We start from the raw sequence: 12,341 nt of genomic DNA, 5'->3' as shown, positions 1-12,341 counted from the left end.
TGGACCCAATTAGCCCTTCCCGTCCCGCGGCAGAGCGGCCACCCCCATTTCCAGCGCGGCCGACAGGGCCTGGGCGATCACCGCCTGAGGCCCGCCCTGAAAGGTGAATTCGCGTGCGACCGGGTCATGGCCGCGCAGGGCGGCGGCGATGCAGACATAGCCGGCGGGCTTGCCCTGGTCGGGATCGGGACCCGCAACCCCGGTCGTGGCCATCGCAAGCTCCGCCTCTGGCGCTGCCGCCAAGGCGCCGGCGGCCATCTGGCGCGCCACCTCGGGGTCATAGACGGTGTGTTCGCGGATCACGTCTTGCGACACGCCAAGCGCCTGAACCCTGAGGGATTCGCAATAGGTGACGAAGCTGCCCTCAAGCTGTTTCGAACTGCCCGGCACCGCGGCAAGGCTGGCCCCCAGAAGCCCGCCCGTGCAGGATTCGGCCGTCACCACCCGCAATCCGCATTCCTCAAGCCGGCGGCACAGGTCCAGGGCGACGGCGTGAACAGAGGCGGGAAAGTCCAGGGCGGCCTCGTCGCGCTGCAGCACGGTGGGACGGAACAGCGCCTCGTCGGTGCGGTCCAGCAGCGCAAAACGGTCCGCCAGCGGATGGTCCAGCCGGATCGGGTTGATCCGCTTGTGCCAGGTCATGCGCAGCCGGGCGAGCACGGTGTCCAGGATCTTGCGGGCATGGGCGTCGTCGCCGATCTCCAGCAGCGCGGCCAGATCCTCGGACTTGGCGCGGGGTGCCTGTTGCAGGGCCTGTGCCAGGGCAAAGATCATGATGTCCCATTCCAGATAGGTGGCGCCGATCTGCGCCTCGTCCCCCGCGCCGATGCCCAGGCCATCGGTGGGCTTGGCGCGCCAGGTCTTTTCCGGGACGCCGACGGCGCGGGCCAGCCAGGGAATCTCCCATGACTTGATCAGGCCCTGGACCGGGGCCAGATCCCCCACGTCGCCGTGCAGCGTCCAGAACCCGGCCCCAAGCTCCGAGAAATTGTCCGTACTGGCGACCAGCCCGCCAAAGCGGTGCGCCTGGTCATAAAGCGTCATCATCCGCAGCCGGGCGCGCAGATTGCCCCGCCGCGTCCGCGCCGGCACGGTATCGGCCTCGGACAGGGTCTCATCGACCTTGCCCAGGCCCGCCACCATCGCCTCGTATTCGGGGGAGAGGTCCACATGGATATGCTCCAGCCCCAGGGCCTGGCAGGCCTCGACGCCGCGCTCGGTTTCCTCGGCGTTCTGGTGGATGGGCAAGGTAAAGCCGATGACGCGCCAGCCGGCCTTCTTGAACAGCGCCGCCGTCAGGGCGGAATCGACGCCGCCCGACATGCCCAGCACCGCGGTGCCGATGCCGGCCTGCTGGCGATAGTCCGAAAGCTCGGCAATGACCCGGTCGCGAAGCTGACCCAGGCGAGCCTCGTCCAGAAACAGCCCCTGTCCGATCTGCTCGCGCAGGCGCCTGCCGAACCACGGCGCAAGCCCGCCATTGCCCGCCTGACGCGACAGCGTCAGGATTTCCGCATAAAGCCCCTCATCCTCAGCCATTGGCGCCACCTTTTTGCGCAGGCGCGGTGCCGGGGGTCATCACCACCTTGGTCCATTCGTCCTGCCGGCCGTGGAAGTTGCGATAGCCCGTCGGCGCATCCTCAAGCGACAGGCGGTGCGAGATCAGGAAGGTGGTGTCGATCTCTCCCTCAAGAATGCGGCGCAGAAGCTCCTGGGTGTATTTCTGCACATGGGTCTGGCCGGTGCGGATCTGCAGGCCCTTTTCCATCAGCGCGCCCAGGGGGAACTTGTCGGCCAAGCCGCCATAGACGCCGGGGATCGAGACGCGGCCGCCCTTCCTGACCGCCATCAGCGCCATGCGCAGCGCGTGGGCCCGGTCGGCGCCCATCCCCACCTTCTGCTTCAGCGCATCCAGCAGGTTATCGGGGGAAAAGCCGTGGCTTTCCATGCCCACGGCGTCGATCACGGCGTCGGGGCCGATGCCGCCCGTCATCTCCATCAGCGCCTCGAGCACATGGGTCTTGCGATAGTCGATGACCTGCGCACCCAAGCCCCGCGCCAGCTCCAGCCGGCCGGGATAATGGTCGATGGCGATGACCTGGCCCGCGCCCATCAGCAGCGCCGACTGGACCGCGAACAGGCCGACCGGGCCGCAGCCCCAGACGGCCACCGTGTCGCCGGGCTGGATGTCGCAATTCTCGGCCGCCATCCAGCCCGTAGGCAGGATGTCGGACAGAAACAGAACCTGTTCGTCGGGCACGCCGTCGGGGATGACGATGGGGCCGACGTCGGAAAACGGCACCCGGACATATTCGGCCTGTCCGCCCGGATAGCCGCCGGTCATGTGGGAATAGCCGAAAAGCCCGCTCATCGCATGGCCATAAAGCAGTTCGGACGCCTCCTGCTTTTCGACCGGGTTCGAGTTGTCGCAGGCCGAGAACTGCCCCTGCGCGCAGAAAAAGCAGGCGCCGCAGGAAATGGTAAAGGGCACCACCACCCGGTCGCCCTTCTTCAGGGTGGATTTCGGGCCGGCCTCGACCACCCGTCCCATGAATTCGTGGCCCAGGATGTCGCCCGGTTTCAGGCCGGGGATCACCGCGTCGTAAAGATGCAGGTCCGAGCCGCAGATCGCGGTCGCCGTCACCTCGATGATGGCATCCCGAGGATTGACGATCTGGGGATCGGGGACGGTATCGACGCGAACATCGTGTTTTCCATGCCAGGTCAAAGCGCGCATCAGACTGCCTTCCGGTTTTCCGAGGTGGCGATTTCGCCGGTTTCAAGAAGCATCTTCAGACGCTTCAGTTCATGCTTGCCGCGGATCGTCGGGTCCGTCCCGCGCAGCATGGCGGCCCAGTGCCCGACGATGCCCAACTGCGGGCGCCAGGCAACATGCGCCTCGACTTCGGTGCCGCGTCCGGCGGGGGCGTCGCGCAGCTGGACCTTGGCCTCGATCTCGATCTCGGACCCCTCGACCGAGCGCCAGGCCAGGGCCTCGTTTTCCCGCTCGACGGTCAGGCGGGTCTCGATGCGATACTGGCCGGCGGGCGAATCGATCAGCCAGGTCACGCGGTCGTCCCGCCCGGTTTCGACACCGGCCAGGTTCTGCATGAACCCGGCCAGGCTGGCGGGATCGCGCCACATCCGATAGATCTGTGCGCAGGGCGCGGCGATGGTGACCGTCCTGCCCGCGACCTGATAGCGGCCGAATTGCGAACGCCGGGCGGTGCGTCCGGGTGCGCTGTCGGGCGGGCCCTTCGGGGGCAGGCGTCCAAGCGCGCCGGCAAGCATTCCGGCACCGACGGACAGGGCGAAGACGGTGGCTGCGGTGGACAGGCCAGGTTCTCGGCGGGACATGGGACCTCCTGATTCTGGTGCCCAATCGAAACACCCCCGGCCGGAAGCCGTTCCCCGTCCGCATGGCAATAAAGGTTAATGAGGCTCTTGGCCGTCGAAACGGAACATCCTTTCAGGCGTTGACGCGGCAGGAGGATTGCACATGGCACAGCACAAGACAGACCGGGGCCGCGCCCAGGACCGCAGCCGAGTCGCCGGGGGCCAGGACCACGAGGTCCGGTATGAGGCCGAGAAGATGGACGTGTCCAGGGACGAGGTCCGCGAGGCGGTCAAGTCAGAGGGCAACAGCCGCAGCAAGGTCGAACGGAAGCTGAAGGACGACTAGGCGGCGCTTCCGAAAAAGGGCTCCGGCACCGGAAACGAGCGGCTCGCCCGGCGAGCCGTCTTTTCGCATGTCCGGCGCCAGGCGGATCGTCACAGCGCCCCGGAAAGGCGCAAAGGCGCGCAGGAAGGCTGAAAATGGGAACGGGCCGTTTCCTGGAAACGGCCCGCGAGATCCAAGGAGATGGTCCGGTTAGGGTTGGTGCCCACCGTCCCAGTCAGGGTTCACGACCCTTGGGGCTGCCCTTAGGCCACGGCCCCCCTGACTGTCCCGACACCTCTCTCCACTATCACTCTCGACACTGGACCACCTCCTTTCAATGTGTTGCCGTATGGGTTGAGCCTGCCACAGCGGTCTTAACAGTCAATGAATTTGGACCGTCTCTCGATCAAATTTCCGACGATGATCCGGAAGGGGATCAGGGCGACGATCGCCTGGGCCATTTTGACCAACCAATCGGCAACTGCCAAGGAAACCCACAGCGGCTGAACGGGGCCATGGCCCAGCATCGGAACCAGTTCATTTGCCCAGGAAACGTCGTCGCCGGGAAACAGCGGCGTCAGTCCCGACGAAAAGGCGATGGTGAAAAAGACGGCGGTATCCAGCACCGAGCCGACCAGGCTGCCCGCAAGGGGTGGTAGCCACCAGTTGTATTTTCGCAACTGGTTGAAGATTGTGATGTCCATCAGCTGCGCCGAAAGGAACGCGGCGCCCGAAGCCACCGCGATGCGCAGCGTGGTCTTGTCGAAGCCGGCGGCGACGACCGAACACAGGACGCCCGTGATGAAACCCGCAAAGACCACGCGCCGCGCGGCCTGGGCGCCATAGACCCGGTTCATGATGTCGGTGACCAGGAAGGCCACGGGGTAGGTCAGCGCCCCCCAGGTCAGCCAGTCGCCCAGCAGATGCTGGACCAGGATGTTCGAGGCCACCACGACGATGGCCATGGCGATGACGCCGGGCAGGATGCGGGACATGTTGGATTCCGTTTTGACAAGGTCGCGGAGACTCGGCCCCGTCTTCGGGGCAGGGCCGCATAAGCTCCGCGCGGGGCGGCTGTCAACGCCTATTGCATCAGGGCGGCGGCCATTTCCACGGCAAAGGCGCCGTTCATCCCTTCGGTCGCGGTGTTGGTCATGGCCAGCAACGTCAGGTCGCGCGATGGCTCGATCATCCAGCTGTGGCCATAGATCCCGCCCCAGCTGAGGCTGCTGGGGGCAAGGTCCAGTCCCGCCGCCGCCGGATCGGCCAGGACCGCACCCGCCCAGGCGTGACCCCAGCCGGGCCCGCGCATCGGGTGCGGCCCGGCGATGCGGTTTTGCAGCGCGGCGCGGCGCAGGGCGTCGGGCAGGAAGGGTCCGGCCCGCAGCGCCTCGAGAAGCGCCAGCGCCGCCCGCGCCGTCCCCGACATGCCGCCGCCGCCCGAAGGATAGGCGTCGGGGTCCGTCGCGCGCTCCGGCAGATAGGAAAACATCAGGCCGTCCGAGCCCGGGATCGGCACCCGGGTCAGGCCCTGCATCCGCAAGGGGCGGGGCCGGGCGTCGGCATAGTTCGCCGCCAGCCGGGCCGGGTCGGCCAGGAAGTCGGCCTCGAGCGCCAGCGGCTCGGTCACGAGCGCGCGCATGGCCTGGGGCAGGGGCTGGTCCATGACCGATTCGATCACCGCGCCCAGCACATCGGTCGCCACGGAATAACGCCAGCCTTCCCCCGGCGCCCGGTCCAGGGGGACCGAGGCGATGCGGCGCAGGTTCTCGGCCAGGGTGATTCCGGTGTCGCCGATGCCGTCCGACACCCCGGCCCGCGCATAGGGTCCGCCCGGCGGCTGGGCAAAGCCGTAGTCAAGCCCCGCCATATGGGCCATCAGTTGCGCCACGGTGATCGTCGGCCGGCTGCCGTCCGGCAGCGCCGGGCGAAAATCGGGCAGGTGGCGCGTCACCGGGTCGTCGGGCGACAGCCGGCCCTGCGCCATCAGCCGCAGGGCGGCCATGGTGGTGAATGGCTTGGTGACCGAGGCATAGCGCAGCCAGATGTCCGGAGTCATGGCGCGCCCGGCCTCTCGGTCGGCCATCCCGGCGGCGCGGGAATACAGGGTGCGGCCGCCCTGCGCCAGCAGGACCACGCAGCCGACGATACGCTCGTCGGCCAGGGCGGCGTCGATGCCGCGATCAAGGGCTTGGGTGATGGCGGCAATCGGCATGGGTCCCCAGCGGATCAGTCGGTGATACGGTATTCGACCAGTTCGGTGCGCTGCAAGCGGCTGAAATTGTCGTCCGAAATCATCGTGACGCGGATGCCTTGTCCGTCCTGCCAGACCGCGAGCCCCTCCAGATTGTCGTATTGCAGCGGATAGGAGGTCAGCAGCACCTGTTCCCCCGAGACGCCCGCGTCGGACAGGTCAAAGCGGCGCAGGCGGGTGCGGAACCCCAAAAGGCCCATGAAATCGCGCTCCAGCAGGTAAAGCCGGCCGTCGGGGCCGACATCGGCATCGACCGCCAGCCAGTTGCCGCTGCGCGGAATGGAAAAGGGCTGATCCCAGGCGCCGTCGCGATAGCGCCAGACCGGGAACGGCCGATGCAGCGCGCCGGACCGTTCGGGGATCGCCAGCAGCGTGCCGTCTGGCAGGATGGCCAGCGATTCCAGCGAGGAATTGCGCTGCATCGCCTTGAAGGCGGCGGGGCGGGGCAGGGGCTGGGCGGGGTTTTCGGCGCGGTCGTGCAGGACGACGCGGGTCAGCCCCTCGAAGCTGATCCAGAGCCGGCCGTCCGATCCCACCGCCAGTCCCTCGCTGTCGCCGCGCCAGCCGGGGGCAAGCTTGCGCCCCTCGCTGTCCTTCAACCGGGCGTGGCCGGTGGCCTCGACCCCTTCGATCCGGCCCTGGGCGTCGCGCAGGATGCGGCCCCAGCGCAGCGTCGCCCGGTCCGACAGCGCGGTAAAGCGGCTGCCGTCCTCGCGCAGATCAAGGCCCGAGAACCCGCCGAAGTCGGGCGCGTCGATGTGCCAGACATAGGTGCCGAGATGGTCGACGCGCGGGGCCAGGGCGGCGGGGTCGTGCCCAGTCGCCCCCTGGCCGGCGACGGGATTGGTCAGCGACACCAGCACGACCGCGAGCGCCAGCGCGATCCCCGTCAGGGACCGGACCGGCTGCCGCAGGACCGCGCCCGATGCCCCTAGCGGGCGGTGGCGACGGCCTGGCATTGGCGGGGCATCTCGCTGAGTCGATAGCTGCGGGGGTGGCGATAGTTCGGGTCGGGCGGCACCGGCTTGACGCGGCTGGGGTCGATCCTGTTGCGGATCCATTCGGCGGCTTCCTCGCAGCCGTCGCCGGGCGGCGGCGGGTCCTGCACCCGGCAGGCCGAGCCGGGCGGGCAGGACAGCCGGACGTGGAAATGATAGTCATGGGCGTTGATCGGACGCACCTTGTTCAGCCAGGCCCGGTTGCCGCGCTCCATCCGGCACATCTCGACCTTGGCGACGGGATCGACGAAGATGCGCTCGACCCGCGGATCGCGGGCGGCGGCGCGGATGATCTGCATATGCGCCGTGCTCCACAGCGCCGACGGGCCGGTGCCGGCCTTGTTCACCACCGATTGCGAGCTGATCTTTTCGCGCTGGGCGGGCGTCAGCGACAGGGTTTGCGGCGGCAGCATCCAGATGTCGGCGTCCAGCCCAAGCTGGTGGCTGGCATGGCCCGTCATCATCGGGCCGCCGCGCGGCTGGCTCATGTCGCCGATGTAAAGGCCCGGCCAGCCGGCCTGGCGGGCGGCCTGCGACAGGCCGATCAGGAAGCCGACCAGCTCGGGATGGCCCCAGTTGCGGTTCCTGGACAGGCGCATGGCCTGCCAGGTGGGGCCGGTTTCCGGCAGTTCAACCGCGCCCGAGACGCAGCCTTTGGAATAAAAGCCGATGGCGGCCGGCGCGCCGCCGGTCGGCCCCGGCGTGGTGCCGAACACGTCCTTGGCCAGCGGATCGGCTGAAACAGACAGGGCGGCCGCGACGGCCAGGGCCGCTGCGGTCAGGAATGTGCGGATCACGGCTCGGCCTCTCCTTTTGCTTTGACCCAGATTAGCAAAACCAGCGACAGAAGGAACATCACGATCAACGGAGAGATGCCAAGGCGCAGATTGCCGCTGAAATCGGTGACCAGCGCGATCAGGAAGGGCGCCAGAAAGGTCGTGGCCTTGCCCGAAAGCGCGTAAAGGCCAAAGACCTCGGTCGCGCGGTCGGGGCTGGTGTGCAGGACGACCAGCGTGCGGCCGGCCGATTGCAGCACGCCGCCCGCGCCGCCGATCAGCGCCCCGCAGACGAAGAACAGCGCGTCGGGCAGCCGCGATCCGGGCGTCAGCGGAATGCCCAGGACCTGGCTGCGGTCCATGCCGACGACGATGGTGCAGACCAGGATCAGGACCAGCGTGCAGGCCGCCGTCACGGCTTTCGGGCCCCAGCGGCGGTCCGCCCGGCCGCCGATCCAGCTGATGACCGCGGCCGAGATGGCGGCGACGATCCCGAAGATGCCCGACAGGATCACCGGCCAGTGCAGCACCGCGCCCGCGTAAAGTCCGCCAAAGGCGTAAAGCCCGTTCAGCGCGTCGCGCGAGAACATCGACGACAGCAGAAAGGCGCTCAGCGACGGACGCCGGCGCAGGCCCCGGATCAGCCGCCACAGGTCCCCCAGGGCCGCGCGCAGCCGCAGCCGGCGCCGGGGCACGGGCGTCTCGCGCAGCCACAGGAAAAAGGGGATCATGAAGACCAGATACCACAGCGCGGTGAAGGGCCCGGCCGCGCGGGCGCCTTCGCGCGCCGCCGGGTCCAGGCCCAGGATCGGCGGGATCCCGATCAGCGTGCGCCCGGTCTGGGCGCTTTCGGCCAGAAACAGCAGCATGACGAACAGCGCGATCACGCCGCCCAGATAGCCGAAGGCCATGCCCGAGCCCGAGACGCGGCCGGTTTCCTCGCGCGAGGCAAGGCCGGGCAGCAGCGCGTTGGTGAAGATGGTGGCGAATTCCGATCCGATCAGGCCGATGCCGAAACAGAACACGGCCAGATAAAGCTGCGGGGCCTGCGGCGTCAGGAACCACAGCCCCCAGGCGCCCGCGACATAAAGCGCCGAGAACATGTATATCCACACGATGCGCCGGCCCGAACTGTCGGCGATGGCCCCCAGAAGCGGCGCGAGCAGCGCGATCACCGCCCCGCTGATCGCCAGCCCATAGCCCCACAGCGTCTGGGTCTGGGCCGCCGCCGCCTCGGGGGTCAGGCCCTGGCCGACGAAATGCTGGCGCGCGACCTCGCTGAAATAGACCGGAAAGATGAAGGTGGTCAGCAAGGTGGCATAGGGCTGGCTGGCCCAGTCAAAGAACCACCAGCCCCAGATCCTGCGCTTGTCCATGTCCCGTCCCGTCCGGCGATGCGCCCTGCGGGGCGCTTTCGCGCAACCCTAGCGGCGGTGGGTGACGGTGGAAAGAACCCTCAGCCCGGCAGGTCGCCGCCCCGGTCTTCGGGGGCAAGCTCGGGCAGGACGGGCGGCCAGGGCCGTTGCGCATCGGCTGCGATCCAGGCCCTGACCCAGTCGGGCAGGGGCGGGCTGTCGGGGTCGGCGCCGGCCGCCTGCATCACCTCGGCGGGTGAGACGATGCCGCCCGGGCCGGTGAACGCCCCGCGCAGCAGCATGTGGTTGCAGCATTCGCCCCGCCGCCACATGCTTTGTTCCATGTACAGGAAGCGCCCGTCCCAGCCCAGCGTGCGCGACACCATGGTAAAGCGGTGGAACGCCCGGATGCGGCGGCGATAGCGCACCGAATTGCCCGCGACCGTGATGCCCCAGCCCTGCCGGCGCAGCGTGGCGATGATCCCGGTCCGCACCACCAGCGGCACCCGACCCAGGTCGTAAAGCGTCAGCGTGCGGCCGTTGTTCAACTCGACCCAGGGGTCGAGGTCCCAGGGCCAGCAGCGGTGGGTCGAGACATGGGCAACCAGCATCCCGATCCGGGGCTTGCGGCCGAACTTCAGCATTTCCTTGGCAAAGCGCAGCATCGGATACATGGCGGGCCCTCCTTGACGGGGCGGGGCTAGCCAAGACGCCCAGGGGCGTCAATCGGGACGCTGCGGCGTCACGGCTTGCGAAAAGGGGGCGGCTGGCTTACCTCTCCCCCCGGAAACCCCGGCGAGGATGCGATGGGCACGCTTTACGAAGCACTGATGCTGATACTGGACGTGGTGTGGTTCGTGATGATCGCCCATATCATCATGTCCTGGCTGATCAACTTTCAGGTGCTGAACCTGCGCCAGCCGCTGGTCTGGCAGATCTGGAACGGGCTGAACCGCCTGCTCGAGCCGGTCTATGCCCCGGTCCGCGCCATCCTGCCCAACACCGGCGGGCTGGATCTGGCGCCCCTGGTGGTGTTCATCATCATCATCATCGCGCAGCGTGCGCTAGCCAACAACGCGATGTGGTTCTACGGCTTCTGATGTCCGCCGCGCCCCTGCTGCGGCAGGTCTTTGGCTTCGACGGTTTCCGCCCCGGCCAGGAAGAGATCGTGGATGCCGTGGCCGCAGGCCGCGACGTGCTGGCGATCATGCCGACGGGCGGGGGCAAGTCGCTGTGCTATCAGCTGCCCGCGCTGATGCGCGACGGGCTGACGGTGGTCGTCTCGCCGCTGATCGCGCTGATGCGGGACCAGGTGCGGGCGCTGACCGAGGCGGGCGTGCCCGCCGCCGCCCTGACCAGCGGCAATTCCGAGGACGAGAACGCCGAGGTGCTGCGGGCGCTGTCCGCGCGCGCGCTGCGGTTGCTGTATATCGCGCCCGAACGGCTGGCCTCGGGGGCGACGGTGCCGATGCTGCGGCGGGCGGGCGTGCAGGCCATCGCGGTCGACGAGGCGCATTGCGTCAGCCAATGGGGCCATGATTTCCGCCCCGACTACCTGCGCGTGGGCGAATTGTGCCGCGCGCTGGGCGTGCCGCTGGCCGCCTTTACCGCCACCGCCGATGCCGAGACGCGGGACGAGATCGTCCGCCGCCTGTTCGACGGCGCCGCGCCGCAGGTGTTCCTGCGCGGCTTCGATCGCCCGAACATCCACCTGGCCTTTCAGCCCAAGGACGGCCCGCGCCGGCAGATCCTGGATTTCGCCGGGGCGCGTCGCGGCCAGTCGGGCATCGTCTATTGCGGCACCCGCGCCAAGACCGAGACCTTGGCCCAGGCCCTGAACGAGGTCGGCCTGGCGGCCGCCGCCTATCACGGCGGCATGGAATCCGACCAGCGCCGCGAGGTCGAGACCCGCTTCCAGCGCGAGGACGGGCTGATCGTGGTCGCCACCGTCGCCTTCGGCATGGGCATCGACAAGCCCGACATCCGCTGGGTGGCCCATGCCGACCTGCCGAAGTCGATCGAGGCCTATTATCAGGAAATCGGCCGCGCCGGCCGCGACGGCGCCCCGGCCGAGACGCTGACGCTGTTCGGGCCCGACGACATCCGCCTGCGCCGCGGCCAGATCGACGAAGGCCTTGCGCCTCCCGAACGCAAGGCCGCCGACCATGCGCGGCTGAACGCCCTGCTGGGCCTTGCCGAAAGCCCCAGTTGCCGCCGCGTCGCGCTGCTCGGCTATTTTGGCGAAAGCTCGATGCCCTGCGGCAATTGCGACATCTGCGACGACCCGCCAGAGACGTTCGACGGCACGCAGGCCGCGCAGAAGGTGCTGTCGGCCGTTCTGCGCACCGGCGAAAGCTATGGCGCGGGCCATGTCATCGACGTGCTGCTGGGCAATGCGACCGACCGCATCCGCGCCCGTGGTCACGACCGGCTGCCGACCTTTGGCGTGGGCCGCGACCTGCCCCGCGCCGAATGGCAGGCCATCGTGCGCCAGATGCTGGGCCGCGACCTGATCCGCCCCGATCCCGAACGCCACGGCGGGCTGGCCATCACCGCCGCCGCCCATGCCGTGCTGCGCGGCGAGACCCGCGTCACCCTGCGCCGGGACCTGGTCAAGCGCGCCGCGCCCTCGGTCGTGGTACGCACCCAGGTCGATGACGAGGATGCGCCGCTGCTGTCCGCGCTGAAGGCCAAGCGCCGCGCCCTGGCCGAGGCGGCCCGGGTGCCGGCCTATGTCATCTTTCCCGACCGCACGCTGATCGAGATGGCGCAAAGCCGCCCCCGCACCCTGGACGAGATGGCGCGCGTGAACGGGGTCGGCGCGAAAAAGCTGGAAAGCTACGGGATGGACTTCCTGCAGGTCATCGCGGGGGATGTCGCGCCGCTTCATCCCGCGCGCCGGGCGCTGGTCGGGCGCGCCTCGGGCGCGCTCTACGACCGGCTGGCCGAGGTGCAGACCCGCCTTGCCCGGGGCGAGGACGGCACCGGCAAACCGCTTTCCGTCAGCAACTCGACCCTGCGCCGCATTGCCGAGGCAAGGCCGCGGGACCTGTCGCGCTATCTGGATCCGGCGCGATTGGAGCGCTTCGGCCCGGCGTTCCTAGCCGAGATCGAGGCGGAATAGTCCCCCGAGGAGCGGCGCCCGGGGTGCCGCTTCGACCAATCCGGCTGCGCAGAGGCGCGCGGCCAGGCGCCGGAACGGTCCCGTTCGGCGCGACCCCCGGAGCAGGGGATGCTGCACCCAGCGTTCGCGTTTGCACAATTGGGGGAGCCTGCCGTGCTTGGAAGCCGGGCCGC

12 protein-coding genes are annotated in these 12,341 nt (G+C 68.8%); 3 read left to right on the top strand and 9 right to left on the bottom strand.

All coding sequences use genetic code 11. The features are described 5' to 3' along the window. Positions 1-9: 9 nt before the first annotated feature. The 3 genes from nadE to BU28_RS23760 are packed head-to-tail and all read right to left on the bottom strand — an operon-like array spanning position 10 to position 3,357. Positions 10-1,539, bottom strand: coding sequence for an NAD(+) synthase (gene nadE, locus BU28_RS0118420; protein ID WP_028720725.1), 1,530 nt, complete (start codon positions 1,537-1,539; stop codon positions 10-12). Then, the gene (locus BU28_RS0118415; protein ID WP_028720724.1) at positions 1,532-2,737 is read right to left on the bottom strand and encodes a zinc-dependent alcohol dehydrogenase; all 1,206 of its coding nucleotides are present in this window, start codon (positions 2,735-2,737) and stop codon (positions 1,532-1,534) included. The genes nadE and BU28_RS0118415 overlap by 8 nt, the downstream gene beginning before the upstream one ends. Beyond that, positions 2,737-3,357, bottom strand: a complete 621-nt coding sequence (locus BU28_RS23760; protein WP_036763543.1) for an SRPBCC family protein — start codon at positions 3,355-3,357, stop codon at positions 2,737-2,739. Before BU28_RS23760 ends, BU28_RS0118415 begins: the two co-directional genes overlap by 1 nt. 142 nt (positions 3,358-3,499) lie before the next feature. Between BU28_RS23760 and BU28_RS0118405 the strand changes: the two genes are divergently transcribed. Beyond that, a complete protein-coding gene (locus tag BU28_RS0118405; protein ID WP_028720723.1) occupies positions 3,500-3,682 on the top strand; it encodes a DUF3606 domain-containing protein in 183 nt (60 codons plus the stop codon). Positions 3,683-4,035: 353 nt separating this feature from the next. On the opposite strand, the gene BU28_RS0118400 is transcribed toward BU28_RS0118405, so the two are convergent. From BU28_RS0118400 to BU28_RS0118375, 6 genes are all read right to left on the bottom strand, one after another. Continuing rightward, entirely contained in the window at positions 4,036-4,656 is a 621-nt protein-coding gene (locus BU28_RS0118400) for a VUT family protein (RefSeq protein ID WP_028720722.1), read from the bottom strand. Between the two features lie 89 nt (positions 4,657-4,745). Continuing rightward, positions 4,746-5,876 (bottom strand): serine hydrolase domain-containing protein, encoded by a 1,131-nt coding sequence (locus BU28_RS0118395; protein WP_028720721.1) that lies wholly within the window; start codon positions 5,874-5,876, stop codon positions 4,746-4,748. Between the two features lie 14 nt (positions 5,877-5,890). Further along, entirely contained in the window at positions 5,891-6,874 is a 984-nt protein-coding gene (locus BU28_RS0118390) for an esterase-like activity of phytase family protein (RefSeq protein WP_028720720.1), read from the bottom strand. Beyond that, complete coding sequence (mepA, locus tag BU28_RS0118385; RefSeq protein WP_028720719.1) at positions 6,847-7,710, bottom strand: penicillin-insensitive murein endopeptidase; 864 nt, start codon at positions 7,708-7,710, stop codon at positions 6,847-6,849. Before mepA ends, BU28_RS0118390 begins: the two co-directional genes overlap by 28 nt. Further along, a complete protein-coding gene (locus BU28_RS0118380; protein WP_028720718.1) occupies positions 7,707-9,065 on the bottom strand; it encodes an MFS transporter in 1,359 nt (452 codons plus the stop codon). Before BU28_RS0118380 ends, mepA begins: the two co-directional genes overlap by 4 nt. Before the next feature lie 80 nt (positions 9,066-9,145). Beyond that, a complete protein-coding gene (locus tag BU28_RS0118375) occupies positions 9,146-9,718 on the bottom strand; it encodes an acyl-CoA thioesterase (RefSeq protein ID WP_028720717.1) in 573 nt (190 codons plus the stop codon). A 132-nt stretch (positions 9,719-9,850) separates the two neighbouring features. On the opposite strand from BU28_RS0118375, the gene BU28_RS0118370 reads away from it, so the two are divergent. Next, complete coding sequence (locus tag BU28_RS0118370) at positions 9,851-10,144, top strand: YggT family protein (protein ID WP_028720716.1); 294 nt, start codon at positions 9,851-9,853, stop codon at positions 10,142-10,144. Then, positions 10,144-12,168, top strand: coding sequence for a DNA helicase RecQ (gene recQ / locus BU28_RS0118365; RefSeq protein ID WP_028720715.1), 2,025 nt, complete (start codon positions 10,144-10,146; stop codon positions 12,166-12,168). Before BU28_RS0118370 ends, recQ begins: the two co-directional genes overlap by 1 nt. Positions 12,169-12,341 lie beyond the last annotated feature (173 nt).

Source organism: Paracoccus yeei ATCC BAA-599 (genome assembly GCF_000622145.1).
Taxonomy (GTDB): domain Bacteria; phylum Pseudomonadota; class Alphaproteobacteria; order Rhodobacterales; family Rhodobacteraceae; genus Paracoccus; species Paracoccus yeei.
This window is presented reverse-complemented; position numbering and strand designations above follow the sequence as displayed.

What these genes read in the sequence shown, in the direction of transcription:
- nadE (WP_028720725.1), bottom strand. Translation starts at nt 1,539, where the DNA reads ATGGCTGAGGATGAGGGGCTTTATGCGGAAATCCTGACGCTGTCGCGT.
- BU28_RS0118415 (WP_028720724.1), bottom strand. Translation starts at nt 2,737, where the DNA reads ATGCGCGCTTTGACCTGGCATGGAAAACACGATGTTCGCGTCGATACC.
- BU28_RS23760 (WP_036763543.1), bottom strand. Translation starts at nt 3,357, where the DNA reads ATGTCCCGCCGAGAACCTGGCCTGTCCACCGCAGCCACCGTCTTCGCC.
- BU28_RS0118405 (WP_028720723.1), top strand. Translation starts at nt 3,500, where the DNA reads ATGGCACAGCACAAGACAGACCGGGGCCGCGCCCAGGACCGCAGCCGA.
- BU28_RS0118400 (WP_028720722.1), bottom strand. Translation starts at nt 4,656, where the DNA reads ATGTCCCGCATCCTGCCCGGCGTCATCGCCATGGCCATCGTCGTGGTG.
- BU28_RS0118395 (WP_028720721.1), bottom strand. Translation starts at nt 5,876, where the DNA reads ATGCCGATTGCCGCCATCACCCAAGCCCTTGATCGCGGCATCGACGCC.
- BU28_RS0118390 (WP_028720720.1), bottom strand. Translation starts at nt 6,874, where the DNA reads ATGCCAGGCCGTCGCCACCGCCCGCTAGGGGCATCGGGCGCGGTCCTG.
- BU28_RS0118380 (WP_028720718.1), bottom strand. Translation starts at nt 9,065, where the DNA reads ATGGACAAGCGCAGGATCTGGGGCTGGTGGTTCTTTGACTGGGCCAGC.
- BU28_RS0118375 (WP_028720717.1), bottom strand. Translation starts at nt 9,718, where the DNA reads ATGTATCCGATGCTGCGCTTTGCCAAGGAAATGCTGAAGTTCGGCCGC.
- BU28_RS0118370 (WP_028720716.1), top strand. Translation starts at nt 9,851, where the DNA reads ATGGGCACGCTTTACGAAGCACTGATGCTGATACTGGACGTGGTGTGG.
- recQ (WP_028720715.1), top strand. Translation starts at nt 10,144, where the DNA reads ATGTCCGCCGCGCCCCTGCTGCGGCAGGTCTTTGGCTTCGACGGTTTC.